At 73.3% G+C, this 15,185-nt stretch carries 12 protein-coding genes; 7 read left to right on the forward strand and 5 right to left on the reverse strand.

The window, feature by feature from the left end; all coding sequences use genetic code 11:
* The first annotated feature begins 1 nt into the window (after nt 1).
* From puhE to VQ03_RS14385, 7 genes are all read left to right on the forward strand, one after another.
* Complete coding sequence (gene puhE, locus VQ03_RS14355; RefSeq protein WP_048451570.1) at nt 2-784, forward strand: putative photosynthetic complex assembly protein PuhE; 783 nt, start codon at nt 2-4, stop codon at nt 782-784.
* 44 nt (nt 785-828) lie between these two features.
* Nucleotides 829-2,040: a 5-aminolevulinate synthase gene (hemA, locus tag VQ03_RS14360; RefSeq protein WP_048451571.1), complete on the forward strand. Its 1,212-nt coding sequence runs from the start codon at nt 829-831 to the stop codon at nt 2,038-2,040.
* A 387-nt stretch (nt 2,041-2,427) separates the two neighbouring features.
* Nucleotides 2,428-3,450, forward strand: coding sequence for a magnesium chelatase ATPase subunit I (gene bchI / locus VQ03_RS14365; RefSeq protein WP_208605515.1), 1,023 nt, complete (start codon nt 2,428-2,430; stop codon nt 3,448-3,450).
* Nucleotides 3,451-3,470: 20 nt separating this feature from the next.
* Nucleotides 3,471-5,225 (forward strand): magnesium chelatase subunit D, encoded by a 1,755-nt coding sequence (locus VQ03_RS14370; protein ID WP_245292083.1) that lies wholly within the window; start codon nt 3,471-3,473, stop codon nt 5,223-5,225.
* A gap of 5 nt (nt 5,226-5,230) precedes the next feature.
* Nucleotides 5,231-6,118, forward strand: a complete 888-nt coding sequence (gene bchO / locus VQ03_RS14375) for an alpha/beta fold hydrolase BchO (protein ID WP_048451574.1) — start codon at nt 5,231-5,233, stop codon at nt 6,116-6,118.
* A gap of 86 nt (nt 6,119-6,204) precedes the next feature.
* Nucleotides 6,205-7,731 (forward strand): phytoene desaturase family protein, encoded by a 1,527-nt coding sequence (crtI, locus tag VQ03_RS14380; protein WP_048451575.1) that lies wholly within the window; start codon nt 6,205-6,207, stop codon nt 7,729-7,731.
* Nucleotides 7,712-8,791 (forward strand): phytoene/squalene synthase family protein, encoded by a 1,080-nt coding sequence (locus tag VQ03_RS14385; protein WP_048451576.1) that lies wholly within the window; start codon nt 7,712-7,714, stop codon nt 8,789-8,791. Before crtI ends, VQ03_RS14385 begins: the two co-directional genes overlap by 20 nt.
* 78 nt (nt 8,792-8,869) lie before the next feature.
* On the opposite strand, the gene VQ03_RS14390 is transcribed toward VQ03_RS14385, so the two are convergent.
* From VQ03_RS14390 to VQ03_RS14410, 5 genes are all read right to left on the reverse strand, one after another.
* Nucleotides 8,870-10,543, reverse strand: coding sequence for an AMP-binding protein (locus VQ03_RS14390; protein ID WP_245292084.1), 1,674 nt, complete (start codon nt 10,541-10,543; stop codon nt 8,870-8,872).
* A gap of 623 nt (nt 10,544-11,166) precedes the next feature.
* A complete protein-coding gene (locus VQ03_RS14395) occupies nt 11,167-12,210 on the reverse strand; it encodes a DUF3616 domain-containing protein (protein WP_048451577.1) in 1,044 nt (347 codons plus the stop codon).
* A gap of 135 nt (nt 12,211-12,345) precedes the next feature.
* Nucleotides 12,346-12,669 (reverse strand): hypothetical protein, encoded by a 324-nt coding sequence (locus tag VQ03_RS14400; RefSeq protein ID WP_048451578.1) that lies wholly within the window; start codon nt 12,667-12,669, stop codon nt 12,346-12,348.
* Between the two features lie 190 nt (nt 12,670-12,859).
* Nucleotides 12,860-14,254, reverse strand: coding sequence for a dihydrolipoyl dehydrogenase (gene lpdA, locus VQ03_RS14405; protein ID WP_048451579.1), 1,395 nt, complete (start codon nt 14,252-14,254; stop codon nt 12,860-12,862).
* A gap of 1 nt (nt 14,255) precedes the next feature.
* On the reverse strand, nt 14,256-15,185 hold a 930-nt coding region (locus tag VQ03_RS14410; RefSeq protein ID WP_048451584.1), incomplete at its 5' end, for a dihydrolipoamide acetyltransferase family protein.

The following is a 15,185-nucleotide window of genomic DNA, read 5'->3' on the forward strand; positions in this document are numbered from 1 at the left end:
CATGTCCGACTATGCCGCGCCGATCCTCTACGCCGTCGTGATCTGGTGGTTCCTGACCGGGGCGATCCTCTGGCTGAACCACCGGCCGCGCCGCACCCATGCCTGGAGCTTCGGCGCGACGACGCTGGCCCTCGCGGGGGCGCTCTGGGTCATCGCCTGGAGCGCCACCCAGGAGAGCGAGGCGGGGGCCTACGCGGCCTTCACGGCGGCGCTGATCGTCTGGGGCTGGCAGGAGATGGCCTTCTACATGGGCTATCTCGCCGGTCCGAGGCGGACCCCGGGCGAACCCGGCGACCGGGGCCTCGCCCGCTTCGGCGCCGCGGCGGCCACCAACCTCTGGCACGAGGCGGCGATCATCTCAGGTGCCGCCGCCATCGCCTGGCTGACGGCCGGCGGCCCGAACCGGATGGCCTTGTGGACCTACCTGGTTCTGTGGGGGATGAATCTCAGCGCCCGCCTCAACCTGTTCCTCGGCGTGCGCAACCTCAACGCCGAGTTCCTGCCCGAACATCTTCGCTATCTCGGCAGCTTCTTTCGCCGCGCGCCGATGAACGCGCTGTTTCCGGTGGCGATGATCCTCGCCACCGGCTTCCTCCTGGTGTTGCTGCACCCCGCCGTCACCGAGAGCGCCTCCGCCTTCAAGCGCTCCGGCCACACCATGATGGCGACCCTGATGGCGCTCGCCATCCTGGAGCACGGGTTCCTGATGCTGCCGTTGCCTTCCGCCGCGCTCTGGGGCTGGGGGCTGCCCGCCCGCCGCCCGGGAGCCGACGCAGCGCCGTAACCACAAGAACACGACCGGACAAACGCCGTACAAGGGGACGTTTGATGGACTACGAAGCGCACTTCTCCGCCGCTCTCCAGGGCCTGCACCGCGAGGGACGCTACCGGATCTTCACCGACCTCGAGCGCCAGTCCGGCCGCTTCCCCTACGCCACGCAGCACGGCGCCCACGGCACCCGCGAGGTGACGGTGTGGTGCTCGAACGATTATCTCGGCATGGGCCAGCACCCGGCGGTGACGGGGGCGATGCACGAGGCGATCGACCGTTGCGGTGCGGGCGCGGGCGGCACCCGCAACATCTCCGGCACCAACCATTACCACGTTCTCCTGGAGCAGGAGCTCGCCGACCTGCATGCCAAGGAGGCGGCGCTCCTCTTCACCTCGGGTTACGTCTCGAACTGGGCCGGGCTCGGGACGCTCGCCTCGAAGCTGCCGGGCTGCGTGGTCTTCTCCGACGAGGGCAACCACGCCTCAATGATCGAGGGCATCCGCTCGAGCCGGGCCGAGCGCCACATCTTCCGCCACAACGACCCCGACGACCTCGACCGCAAGCTCCGCCTCGTCGATCCGAAGTTGCCGAAGCTCGTCGCCTTCGAATCCGTCTACTCGATGGACGGCGACATCGCGCCGATCGCCGAGCTCTGCGACGTGGCCGAGGCGCACGGCGCCATGACCTATCTCGACGAGGTCCACGCGGTCGGCCTCTACGGCCCGCGCGGCGGCGGCATCGCCGAGCGCGAGGGGCTGATGCACCGCCTCACGGTGATCGAGGGCACGCTGGGCAAGGCCTTCGCGGTCTCAGGGGGGTACATCGCGGCGTCGGCGGCTTTGTGCGACTTCGTGCGCAGCTTCGCCTCCGGCTTCATCTTCACCACCTCGCTGCCGCCCGCCATCGCGGCGGGCGCGGCGGCGAGCATCCGCCACCTCAAGGCGAGCGGGGCGGAGCGCGCGCGGCATCAGGACCGCGTCGCGGCGGTGCGCCGGCGGCTGTCGGCCATCGGCATCCCGCTCCTCGACAATCCGAGCCACATCGTGCCGGTGATGGTCGGCGATCCGGTCCAGTGCAAGCTGATCAGCGACACCCTGCTCGACGAATTCGGGATCTACGTCCAGCCGATCAACTACCCGACCGTGCCCCGCGGCACCGAGCGCCTGCGGATCACCCCGTCGCCGCTGCACAGCGATGCGGATATCGACCACTTGGCGCTGGCGCTCGGGACGATCTGGGGCCGGATCGGGCTGGCGCGGGCGGCCTAGCTCCAAACCCTCCCCCCTCTGCGGGGGAGGGTGCCCCGCGGATGCGGGGCGGGAGAGGGGACGCCGCTTCCGGATGAGGCGGAGCCGTTCTGACAGGCGCGGTACACGGCACCGTCGCGCTGCCCCTCTCCCGGCCTGCTCCGCAGAGAGGGGAGGATTCCGTGCGCGACCGGTGCGATCTTCCGAAGACGATCGGCGCGAAACTGTCACCCGGATCACCCGTCATTTTCATTAGACAATTCCCCCTCCCCGTCCGATCCTGCCTCTCAACCGTTACCCGCGAGGACACGCACCGTGGCCCCCACCCACTCGGCCCTGTCCCGGCGGGCTCCCAAGCCGGGCTTCTCGAAGCCGATCGTCGTGGATCCCGCCGCGCTCCCTGAGGCGATGGTCCGCCCACCCTATCCGTTCTCGGCCATCGTCGGGCAGGACGGGATGCGGCGCGCGCTGCTGGTCGCGGCGGTCGATCCGGCGGTCGGCGGGGTTCTGGTCTTCGGCGATCGCGGCACCGGCAAGTCCACCGCCGTGCGGGCGCTCGCCGCCCTGCTGCCGCCGATGCGGGCCGTGGCGGGCTGCCCTTACGCCTGCGATCCCGTCGATGCCGCCGCCTTCTGTCCGGCTTGCGCGGCGCGAAGGGGGCAGGGGCTGACGGTCAAGACCGTCCCGGTGCCGGTGGTCGACCTGCCGCTCGGCGCCACCGAGGACCGGGTCGTCGGGGCGCTCGATATCGGCCGGGCGCTCGGGGCCGGCGAGAAGGCGTTCGAGCCGGGGCTGCTCGCCCGCGCCAACCGGGGCTTTCTCTACATCGACGAGGTCAACCTGCTCGAAGACCACCTCGTCGACCTGCTGCTCGACGTGGCGGCCTCGGGGGTGAACGCCGTCGAGCGCGAGGGCCTGAGCCTGCGCCATCCGGCGCGCTTCGTCCTCGTCGGCAGCGGCAACCCGGAGGAGGGCGAGCTGCGGCCGCAGCTCCTCGACCGCTTCGGCCTCGCGGTCACGGTGACGACGCCGGCCGACCTCGCGAGCCGGGTGACGATCGTGCGCCGCCGCGACGCCTACGAGCGCGATCCCGCCGGATTCGCGGCCGAATGGGCCGGCGAGGAGGCGCGGCTCGGCGGGCAGATCCTGGCGGCCCGGGCGCATCTGGCCGAGGTCGAGGTGCCCGACGCGGTGCTGGAGGCGGCGGCCCGCCTCTGCCTGGCGCTCGGCACCGACGGGTTGCGCGGCGAACTCACCCTGATGCGCACTGCCCGGGCGGTGGCGAGCCTGGACGGGGCCGGAACCGTGACCCTCGACCACCTGCGCGAGGTGGCCCCGAGCGCCTTGAGCCACCGCCTGCGCCGCAACCCCCTCGACGAGGCCGGATCCGAGGCCCGGATCGCCCGGGCGCTCGCCGACATCCTCGGGTGAGTGCCGTGCCAGAGGCGACGGTGTCGGACGCGACCGTGCGGGGTGCGGCTTTGTCGGATGCCACTTGGGAGAATGCCTGCCTCGCGGCGGCCCTCGTCGCCCTGGATCCGGCGGGAACGGGCGTCGTGCTGCGTGCCCGGCCGGGCCCGGTGCGTGAGGCCTGGCTTGACCGGCTGCGCGCCCTTCTCCCCGAAGGAACGCCGGTGACGCGCCTGCCGGCCGCCATCGCCGACGACGCGCTCCTCGGCGGGCTCGACCTGCCGGCGACCCTGGCGACGGGACGTCCGGTGGCGCAGCCGGGCCTCCTCGCCCGCAGCCATGGCGGTGTGGTGCTGGTGCCGATGGCCGAACGTCTGGCTCCCGGCACCGCGGCGCGGATCGCGCAAGGCCTCGATACCCATAGTGTCGAGGTCGCCCGGGACGGGATCGCGACCCGGCACCCGGCCCGCTTCGGTCTCGTGCTCCTCGACGAGGGGGAGGGTGAGGACGAGGCCGTGCCGGCCTGCCTCGCCGACCGGGCGGCCCTCCATCTCGACCTCGACGGCGTGTCCGTGGGTGCTCTTGCCGCCGCGCCGCCGGTGCCGGGCCTCGCGGCGGCCCGCTCGGCCCGGCCCGAAGGTCCACCCGAGGCGGCCGAGATGCTCTGCGCCGTCGCGGCGCGCCTCGGCATCGCCTCGCTGCGCGCTCCGCTCCTCGCCCTGCGGGCGGCGCGGCTGCATGCGGCTCTGGCCGGTCGCGCGAGGGTGGACGATTCCGATCTGGCCGCCGCCGCCGGCCTGGTGCTCGCGCCCCGGGCACGCCTGTGGCCCTCCGAGGAGGCCGGGGCTGCGTCCGAGCCCCCGCCGCCCGACCGGGACCAGGTCGGAGGGGCAGACCGGGACAACGACGACCCGAACGGGGAGAGCCGGAGCCTCGACGACCGCGTCCTCGCGGCCGTCGCGGCGCGGCTGCCTCCGGGTCTCCTCGCCCGCCTGCTCGCGGGCCACGGACCCCGCACCCGCAGCCCGGGCGCCGGCCGAGCGGGCGCTGCCGCGTCGGCCCGGCGGGGCCGCCCGGTCGGGACGCGGCCGGGCGATCCGCGCCGCGGGCGCCTCGCCCTGAGCGAGACCCTGCGCGCCGCCGCCCCCTGGCAGCGCCTGCGCCGGGGCGACGACGAGGCGCGCCTGCGCATCACGGCGCAGGACCTGCGCATCCGCCGCCTGGTGCAGAAGCGCGAGACCACCACGATCTTCGCGGTCGACGCCTCCGGCTCCGCCGCCCTGGAGCGGCTGGCGGAGGCCAAGGGCGCGGTCGAATCGCTGCTCGCCGAGTGCTACATCCGTCGCGACCGGGTCGCCCTGGTGGCCTTCCGGGGCCGCGGCGCCGACCTGCTGCTGGTCCCGACCCGCTCGCTGGTGCGGGCCAAGCGCGCGCTGGCCTCCCTGCCGGGCGGCGGCGGCACGCCCCTCGCGGCGGGCATCGAGGCGGCGGGCCGGCTCGCCGCCGCCGAGCGCCGGGCCGGGCGCAGCGCGACCGTCCTTCTCCTCACCGACGGCCGAGCCAACATCGCCCGCTCCGGCGCACCGGGCCGGGCCCAGGCGGGGGCCGACGCCCTGAGCGCCGCACGGGTCCTGGCGGCGGAGGGCACGAGCGCCCTGGTGATCGACACCGCCGCCCATCCGCAGGAATCCGCACGGGCGCTCGCCGCCGCCATGGCCGCGCGCTACCTGCCGATGCCACAGGCCGACGCCGCGCGCCTGACCCAGGCGGTGCGCGAGGCCGCCTTGCCGGGTTGAGCGCGATGGCCCCCTCCGACGACAGGCCCGCCTTCGCGCGGGAGGGCCGCGACTGGCCGAACCGCGAGGCGAGCCGCTTCGTGACCGCCGGCGGCCTGACCTGGCACGTGCAGGAGGCGGGCGAGGGGCCGCCGCTCCTCCTCGTCCACGGCACCGGCGCGGCGACCCATTCCTGGCGCGGGCTGCTGCCGCTCCTCGCCCGCGACTTCCGGGTGATCGCCCCCGACCTGCCGGGCCACGGCTTCACCGATCCGCTGCCGACGCCCTCCCTGCCGCGCATGGCCCGGGCGCTCGCCGGCCTCCTGCGCCTCCTCGATGCCAGCCCCCAGGTCGCGGTCGGCCACTCCGCGGGGGCGGCGATCCTGGCCCGGCTCTGCCTCGACGGCGCGCTGTCGCCCCGTCTCCTCGTCGGGCTCAACGCGGCCTTGAAGCCCTTCCCGGGCATGGCCGGCTTCCTCTTCCCGGCGATGGCCCGCGCCCTGTTCCTCAACCCGGTCACCCCGCGGGTCTTCGCCTGGTCGGCCGACCGGGCGGCGGTGGAGCGGCTGATCGGCGGCACCGGCTCGACCCTCGACCGCACCGGCCTCGACCTCTATCGCCGCCTGTTCCAGAAGCCCGGCCACGTCGCCGGCGCGCTCGGCATGATGGCGCACTGGGACCTCGCCGCCCTCGACCGCGACCTGCCCCGCCTCGCTCCCCCGCTGCTGCTGATCGTCGGCGGAGAGGATCGCACCATCGCCCCCGACGTCTCCTTCGGCCTCGCCGACCGCCTCGGCGGACGGGCCCGGGTGGAGCTGCTGCGCGGCCTCGGGCACCTCGCCCACGAGGAGAGGCCGGAGGTTGTGGCCGGGTTGATCCGGGCCGGGGCGGAGCGGGAGGGGATCGTGGCGTGAGCTTTGGGCGGGCCGCCGCGAGGACGGGGCGCGAGATCGCCTTTCCCGCTTGCCACCGGCCCCGGCCGCGATGATAGTGTCAACTTATGTTGACACTCGACGATGCGCCGCCGCGGATCACCTCCGCCCGGCGCCGCCCCCGTGCGGTGGTGATCGGCAGCGGCTTCGGCGGGCTCGCGGCGGCCGTCAGGCTCGGCGCGCGGGGCTACCGGGTGAGCGTGCTGGAGCGCCTGGACCAGCCGGGCGGGCGGGCGCGGGTGCACCGGCAGGACGGGTTCACCTTCGATGCCGGGCCGACCATCGTCACCGCCCCGTTCCTGTTCGAGGAGCTGTGGAACTTGTGCGGGCGTCGTCTCTCCGACGACGTGACCCTGGTGCCGATGCGCCCGTTCTACCGCATCCGCTTCGACGACGGCGCCACCTTCGCCATGAGCGGCGAGGCGGAGGCGATGCGCGACGAGGTGGAGCGCCTGAGCCCCGGCGAGGCTCCGGCCTATGACCGCTTCATGGCGCTCTCGGACGAGCTGTGCCGAGTCGGGTTCGAGCAGCTCGGCGCAGTGCCGTTCGGGCGCCTCACCGACATGCTGCGCATCGCCCCCGACCTCCTGCGGATCGGCGGGCACCGCAGCGTCTACGGCCTCGTCTCCTCGGTGTTCCGCGACGAGCGCCTGCGCACGGCTTTCAGCTTCCACCCGCTCCTCATCGGCGGCTCGCCGTTCCGGGCGAGCGCGCTCTACTGCCTGATCGCCGCCCTGGAGCGCCGGTGGGGCGTGCATTCGGCTTTGGGCGGCACCGGCGCCCTGGTGCGCGGGATGGTCGGCCTGATCGAGGGCCAGGGCGGCGAGGCGCGGTGCGGCGCCGAGGTCGCGCGCATCCTGGTCACGGAGGGCGCCGCGCGGGGCGTGGCGCTCACGGACGGCACCGAGATTCCCGCCGACGTGGTGGTGTCGAACGCCGATTCGGCGGTCACCGCGCTCCGCCTGCTGCCTCCCGAGGCGCGGGGCTGGCGCGAGCGGCGCCTGCCGCGGGCGCATTCCTCGATGGGGTTGTTCGTCTGGTATTTCGGCACGCGGCGGACCTATCCGGATCTCGCCCACCATACGATCCTGCTCGGGCCGCGCTATCGCGGGCTCCTCGACGACATCTTTTCCCGGAAGGTGCTGGCCGAGGACATGAGCCTCTACCTGCACCGCCCGACCGCGACCGATCCGAGCGTGGCGCCGCCGGGCCACGACGCGTTCTACGCCCTCGCCCCGGTGCCGAACCTCGCCGGCGGGCAGGACTGGGCCGCCCTCGCCGAGCTCTTTCGGCAGCGCATCGCCGCGCGGCTGGAAGCCACCGTGCTGCCGGGCCTGTCGGACTCCCTCGTCACCTCCCGGGTGACGACGCCGCAGGATTTCTCCGACGACTTTCTGTCCTGGCGCGGCTCGGGCTTCGGCCTGGAGCCGATCCTGACCCAGAGCGCGTATTTCCGCCCGCACAACCGATGCGGCGCGGTGCGCCACCTCTACCTCGTCGGCGCCGGCACCCATCCGGGGGCGGGGCTGCCGGGGGTGCTCTCGTCCTCCAAGATCCTCGATCGCGTGGTGCCGGATGCTGCCGTCTTCGCCTGATGCGCGTCGTCAAACGCCCTTCGCCGCTTCCCTGGCCCGCTCCGCCGACCACGCCGCCTGCCGGGCGGCGATCCGGGCCGGCTCGCGCAGCTTCTACGCCGCCTCGTGGCTGCTGCCCGAAGCGGTGCGCCGCGACGCCTACGGGCTCTACGCCTTCTGCCGCCTCTCCGACGACGCGGTGGACGGGGCGGGCGCCCGGGCCGACGCGGTCCCGCGGCTGCGCGCCCGCCTGGCGGCGGCCTATGCCGGCCGCCCCGCCGACGCCCCCGCCGACCGGGCGCTCGCCGAGATCGTGGCCCGCCACGCGATCCCCGAGGCGCTGCCCGCCGCCCTCCTCGAGGGCCTGGCCTGGGACGCCGCCGGGCGGCGCCACCCGGATCTCTCCTCCCTCGTCGCCTACGCGGCCCGGGTTGCCGGCTCGGTCGGGGCGATGATGACCCTGGTGATGGGCGAGCGGTCGCCGGAGGCGCTGGCGCGGGCCTGCGACCTCGGCATCGCGATGCAGCTCACCAACGTCGCCCGCGACGTCGGCGAGGATGCGCGGGCCGGCCGCCTCTACCTGCCGGAAACCTGGCTGCGCGAGGCCGGGATTGACCCCGACGCCTTCCTGGCCCGGCCGGAGCCGAGCCCCGCGCTCGCCGCCGTGGTGACCCGCCTGCTCGCGGCGGCCGACCTCCTCTACGCCCGGGCCGAATCCGGCATCGCCATGCTGCCGCCCGCCTGCCGCCCGGCGGTGCGCGCCGCCGGGCTGATCTATGCCGAGATCGGCCGTGACCTCGCCCGCTCCGGCCTCGACCCGGTGACCCGCCGTGCCCGGGTGCCGGGGGCCCGCAAGGCCCGGCTCCTCGCCCGCGCCGTCGTGACGCCGTCGACCCGCCGCGCCGACCGGCCGGCCCTGCCGGAGGCGGCCTTCCTGGTCGAGGCGGTGGCGGCGATGCCCTCGGCCCCCGCCATGCCGCGGCCAGCCTGGTGGAACCTCGGCGGGCAGGTCGTGCGCGTGCTCGACCTCATCGAGACCCTGCGCGAGCGCGAACGCCTGGGCGGTGCGGCCCCGTCGTGAGCGCGACGCTGGTCGCGCTCTTCAATTCCGCCCAAGGATTCGACCGTAGGTTCAAGCGCCTCGTCGGGTTCTCCTGAGTCACACCGTATCCCGCCCGGGCAATCTCACGTGCCGGCCCGACGGTGGTCCCGGCGCCGCGCTCCCGGTTGAGGGCTCGCCACCGGGATCGGCGACCGTCTCGCGCAGGACGCGACGCAGGACCTTGCCGACCGGCGATTTCGGGAGGGTATCGAGGAAGACCACGCGACGCGGCACCTTGTATCCCGTCAGCAGAGCGCGAGCGTGCGCGATCACCGCCGCTTCGGTGAGGTTCGGATCGCGCCTCACCACGCAGGCCAGGATCGCCTCGCCCGATCGGGCGTCCGGAACGGCGATCGCCGCCGCCTCCTGGATCCCGGAGTGGCTCAGCAGCACCTCATCGATCTCGCTCGGATAGACGTTGAAGCCGCCGACGATCGCCATGTCCTTCTTGCGGTCCACGAGGGTGAGGAACCCGTCTGCGCCCATCGTCGCGATGTCGCCCGTCGCGAGGAAGCCGCGGAGGTCGAGGACCCGGGCGGTTTCCTCCGGCTGATTGTAGTAGCCGCGCATGACATGAGGACCGCGGATATGGATCTCGCCGGGCTCGCCCGGATCCGCGGGAGAGCCGTCGTCCCGGCGAATCTCGATCTCCGTCGAGCAGACGGGATAGCCGATGCCGCCGCGCGACGAGGGTTGACCGAGAGGGTTCATGGCGGCGACGCCCGCCGCCTCGGTGAGCCCGTAACCGTTGATGATCGTGAGCCCGGTGGCCGCCGTCCAGGCTTCGGCGACGGAGGCCGGCAGCGGCGCTCCGCCGGAGCAGCAGGCCACGGTCTGGCTGAAATCGACCTTCCGGATACCCGGATGCCGCGCCAGCGCCTGGAAGAGGCTCGGGACACCTGCGAGGCTCGTGAAACGGTACTGCTGCATGACCGCGACGAGGCCGTCCACATCTCGCGGATTGGCGATCAGCACGCCGCAGCCGCCGCACATGAAGCGATGGACGGCTTGGCAGATGAGCGCGAGGGCATGATAGAGCGGCAGCGCCACGAGGTAGGTGTCTCGACGGTCGGTGCCGATCGCCGAGAACCACGCTCCCAGAATCAGCGCATTCGCCAGCACGTTGCCATGGGTCAGGACGGCACCTTTGGCAGGCCCGGTCGTCCCGCCGGTGTATTGCAGGAGGGCGACGTCGTCCCGCCCGGCAGCAACGGGAAGCGTCCCGGGCGCACCTCGCCGTGAGACGATCTGGGGCCAGCGCTGCGCGCCGTCGATCTGCCAGGGTGGAACCAGCTTCCGGACGCGCCGCACGACGAAGTTCGCCAGCATTCCCTTCGCGCCGCCGAGTTCGTCGCCGATGCCGGTCACGATCACGTGCCGCACCGCGACGCGGCGCAGGGCTTCCTGAACCGTCGCGCAGAAGTTCTCGAGGACGATGATCGCCGTCGCGCCACTGTCTTCGAGCTGATGCACGAGTTCGCGCACGGTGTAGAGCGGGTTGATGGGGACGGCGACGAGGCCGGCCCTGACCACGCCGAAGAAGGCGATCGGATATTGCAACAGGTTCGGGAGCATGATCGCGACGCGATCACCGCTCTGCAGGTCGAGGACACGGCGCAGATGAGAGGCGAGCCGAGCCGAGGCGGCGTCGAGGTCGCCATAGGTGATGTCGCGACCCATGCTGCTGAAGGCGGGCCGGTCCCGGAACCGGGCGACCGTCGCGTCGACCATCTGCCCCAGCGAGGTGAACTGCGCGACGTCCGCATGCTCCGGAACGCCGGGATCATAGTGGTCTAGCCAAGGTTTCCTCATGCCGGGCCTCCATCGCAGGGCGAAGGCACATCGATTTTGCTGACTATCGCCGGCATGGGCGAGGCATCACAAGTTCGATTTCAGGCCATCCTCGGCGCGGACGAAAGCTTGAAGTTTTGAAGATCGGCTTCGGCAATGATGCCAGTATTGGCCGCACACTTGAGGCGGGCCTATGGCCGCGGGCGTCACGTGCCGCCGATCGAGCCATGGCGCGCGGGTGGGCGGCGCTCCAGGGCAGCTGCGCCCTTGCCCGCCACGCTGGCCCTTGATCGGCGAGGGCCACAGCTTGTTCCGGGCAGGGTCGACCAGGGTCAAGCGCAGCCGCGCGGCCAGGAGGGGGTGACCCGCCTCATCTGCCAGCCGGGCAACGGCATCTGTCTCACCACCGGCGACCGCCGCGGCGGGCCGCAGGCGGACGACACGGTCAGCCCCGCAAGGGGCGTTCCCGGCGTCACCGGGCCGGGGGGCTCATCCGAGCCGGTCGGGCACGTGCTGCCGGCCCGGGATGGCATCACCGGCCGGCAGCATGGCGGGCCGCCCCCTCACTCCAGGTCCAGCACCACGCTGCGAAACGCTTGCGGCTTGCGCGCCGGGCAGGCATCGGCGTCGTCGCTGAGGATCTGCACCTTCTTGCCATCAGACGCGACGAGCAGGCCTTCGGGCTGGAAGTCGGGCAGCGCCGCCAGCGCCTCGGCCACCCCCGCGACCCGGGTCGGGGCCTCGCCGGCCTGGCCCGACCAGCGGTAGAGGTCGGCGGCCTCGCCGCCGCTGCCGGAGCCACCGGCAACGAGGAAGTAGGCCTTGATCCCCGGCGCGTAGGCGATGTCGCGGATGCCGCGGCCCTTCAGGTCGAGGGCGATCGGCTTGCCGAGCTTCGGTGCCGCCCCGCCCGTCAGCGCCTCCGCGGCGTTCTCGAACGGCACCACCAGGGCGTCGTTGTCGGCATTGAGCGGGTTGCGCAGGCCGACCAGCAGGCCGCGCCCGTCCGGCGTCTGGCTCAGGCCCTCGAGGGCGAGGCCCCGCCGCTTCGGGCTCAAGCTCGCCTTGGCCGCGAGGTCCACGGCGATCCGCTCGGACAGGCGCGGGTCGAGGTCGGCGATCGCCTTGGCGAGGCCCTGGAACGCCTTGCCCTTCGGCGTCACCGCCGGGGCCTTGCCGTCGCCGCCCATCGACAGGGCGAGCATCTGGCGCGCGGCCTCGCGGGTGCGGCCTTCCCCGTCTCGGGCGTGCGAGCCCATCACCACGAGGTCGCTGCCGAGCCAGGCGAGGGATTCGAGGTCGGCCTTGGCCGGCTCCTCGCGGGCGCTCGTCGCGAGTGCGGCGTCGAGGTCACCGCCCTTCAGGGCGAGCGGCGGGCCGGACTCGTCGGCCTTGTAGAGGCGCAAGGTGTTGTCCTCGTCGTCGACCACCAGGAAGCGGTCGCCGAAGCTGCCGGCCGGGTAGGGAACGGCGCCGGAGGCCTCGCACGGGCCCCAATGCATCAGCACCGGCCCGGTCTTCACCTCGGCCCGCGCTCCTCCCGCCGCGAGGCAGAGGGCGAGCACGGAAACGAGTCTCTCCAGGCGCAGCGTGCCCCGGCCCGTCATGGCGATTCTCCCTGGATCGCGGCCCGTCTTGGCGAGACCGTCTTCGCAGTATTTCACGCGGCCGGGGATCTATTCAATGCGAGCAGGAAAAATTCTTCGTGTTCCGCTCCCTCGGGGAGACGGTGCCGCGGCTCGTCAGGCTTCCTCCGGCGCGGTTTCGTCGCCGGCTTCCTGCCGTTGCGCGGCGACGAAGCGGCGGCGCGTCTCGGCGGCCTCGCGAAACGCCTTCGAGCGCGGCGCCTCGCGCGCAAGCTTGCCGATCTCGCGCAGGATCAACTCGGCCTCGAACGCCGCGGCGCGCTCCGCCGCGGCGGCCCGGCTGTCGGTGCCGTGGGAGGCGGTGTACCGCTCCAGCCCGTCGCGGCACACCGCGACGCGATATTCCAGCCATTCGATCACGTCGCCGAAGGCCCGGTCGCGGATCTCCGCGGCCGTGGCCCGGCGCCTCTTCTCGCTCACGCGTCGTCCCTCCGCGGCCCGGACGAGCGATGATCTCGCATATCCCGCCACGATTCGCCGACTCCGCCGGTCCGGGTTCGCGGATCGGGTCCCGGCGCCTCCTCGCCGCGCGAGCGGCCCGGCCAGGCCACGCTTTCACCGCGCAGCCGGGGCAGGATCGCCGCCGGACGTCACCGCCCGGCGGCACATCTCAGATGTGCAAGGCCTCCCCGAGCGCCCGCAGGTTCGCCTCATGGAAGGCTTCGCCGAGAGTCGGGTGGGCGTGGATCGTGCCGGCGATGTCCTCCAGCCGGGCGCCCATTTCCAGGGCGAGGCCGAACCCCGCCGCCAGTTCCGAGACCCCCGCACCCACCGCCTGGATGCCGAGGATGAGGTGGTTGTCGGCCCGCGCCGTCACCCGCACGAAGCCGTCCTCGGCGCCCAGCGTCATGGCGCGCCCGTTGGCGGCGAAGGGAAAGAGGCCGGTGCGGATCTCGTGGCCGGCTTTTCGCGCTTCGTCCGGCGACAGGCCGGCCGAGACCACCTCGGGATCGGTGAAGCACACCGCCGGGATCGCCGCCTTGTGGAAGGCGCGGCGGCGGCCGGCGACGAGGTCGGCCACCATCTCGCCCTGCGCCATGGCGCGATGGGCCAGCATCGGCTCGCCGGTGACGTCGCCGACGGCCCAGACGTTGCGCATCGAGGTGGCGCAGCGCTCGTCGATGCGGATGAACGGCCCGCTCATGTCGAGGTCGAGCCGGTCGAGCCCGAGGTCGTGCGTGCGGGCCTTGCGCCCGACCGCGACCAGGATCACCTCCGCCGGTATGGTTCGGCGCTCGCCGCCCGTCGCGACGTCGAGCGCATCGCCCGCAGCCGAGAGGCCGGTCGCCTTCGCGCCGAGCAGAACGTCGATCCCGAGGGCATTCAGGCGCCGCGCCACGGGCCGGGTCAGCTCGGCATCGTAGGCCGGCAGGATCCGCTCGGCCATCTCGACCACCGTCACCTTGGCGCCGAGCTTGGCGAAGGCGGTGCCGAGTTCGAGGCCGATATAGCCCGCCCCCACCACCGCCATCGTGGCCGGGACCTGCCGCAGCGACAGGGCCTCGGTCGAGGAGATCACCCGCCCGCCGAAGGGGAGGTGGGGGAGCGCCGCCGCGACCGAGCCGGTGCTAAGGATCACGTGCTCGGCCCGGACCCGCTCGGGGCCGGTATCGGTCTCGACGAGGCAGGTCTTGCCGTCGACCATGGTCCCACGCCCGCGCAGGATCTTGACCCCGCCGCGCTTGAGGAGCGACGCGACCCCGGTATTGAGCCGCCCGACGATCCCGTCCTTCCAGGCGATCGTGCGGGTGAAGTCGAGCCGGGGCGGGCCGGCGGAGAGCCCGAAGGGCGAGGCGTCCTCGGCCTGGAGCATGGCGGCGTGGAAGGCCTCGGCCGCGTGGATCAGCGCCTTCGAGGGGATGCAGCCGACATTGAGGCAGGTGCCCCCTAACCGGTTCTCCTCGACCAGCACCGTGTCGATGCCGTGCTGGCCGGCGCGGATCGCCGCGACGTAGCCGCCCGGGCCCCCGCCGAGCACCAGGAGCTTGGTGGTGATCTCGCCCACGTCAGGCCTCCATGAACAGGGTCGCGGGCGTCTCGAGCAGGCTTTTGAGCGCCTGCACGAACAGGGCGGCGTCGTAGCCGTCGACCACCCGGTGGTCGAAGGACGCCGAGAGGTTCATCGTCAGGCGCGGCACGAAGGCGCCGTCGCGCCAGACCGGGCGCATCACCTGCTTGTTGACGCCGATGATCGCCACTTCCGGCCGGTTGATCACCGGCGTCGTCACGATGCCGCCGAGCGCGCCCAGCGACGTGATGGTGATGGTCGAGCCCGACAGCTCGTCGCGGGCCGCCAACCCGTTGCGGGCGGCCTCCGCCAGGCGCCGGACCTCGGTGGCGGAGTTCCACAGGTCGCGGGTCTCGGCATGGCGCAGCACCGGCACCATCAGGCCGGACGGCGTCTGGGTGGCGATGCCGACATGCACGCCGGCATGGCGATGGATCACCTCCGCCTCGTCGTCGTAATGCGCGTTCATCTGCGGGAAGTCCGGCAGGGCGCGCACCAGGGCCTGGACCAGGAACGGGATCAGGGTCAGCTTCGGACGGCTCGCGCCGTGGCGCTGGTTGAGGGCGGCGCGCAGCTCCTCCACCGCCGTCACGTCCACCTCCTCGACGTAGGAGAAATGGGCGACGCGGCGCTTGGCATCGGCCATCCGCTGGGCGATGCGCCGGCGCAGGCCGATGACCTTGATCTCCTCCACCGCCGTCCGGGCCGCGCGGCCGGCGGGGGCCGGCGCGGCATCCTCGGGCGGGGCGTTCAGGAAGGCGTCGAGGTCGTCATGGCCGATGCGGCCCGCCGGCCCGGTGCCGCGCACCTGGCGCAGGTCGATGCCGGCTTCCAGCGCCCGCCGTCGGACCGCCGGGGAGGCGACCGGCTTCTCGCCTGGAGGACGGGGCGGGCCGGAGGACGGCGCCGCAGCGGCGGGGCGCGGGGC

Source organism: Methylobacterium tarhaniae, assembly GCF_001043955.1.
Lineage (GTDB): Bacteria > Pseudomonadota > Alphaproteobacteria > Rhizobiales > Beijerinckiaceae > Methylobacterium > Methylobacterium tarhaniae.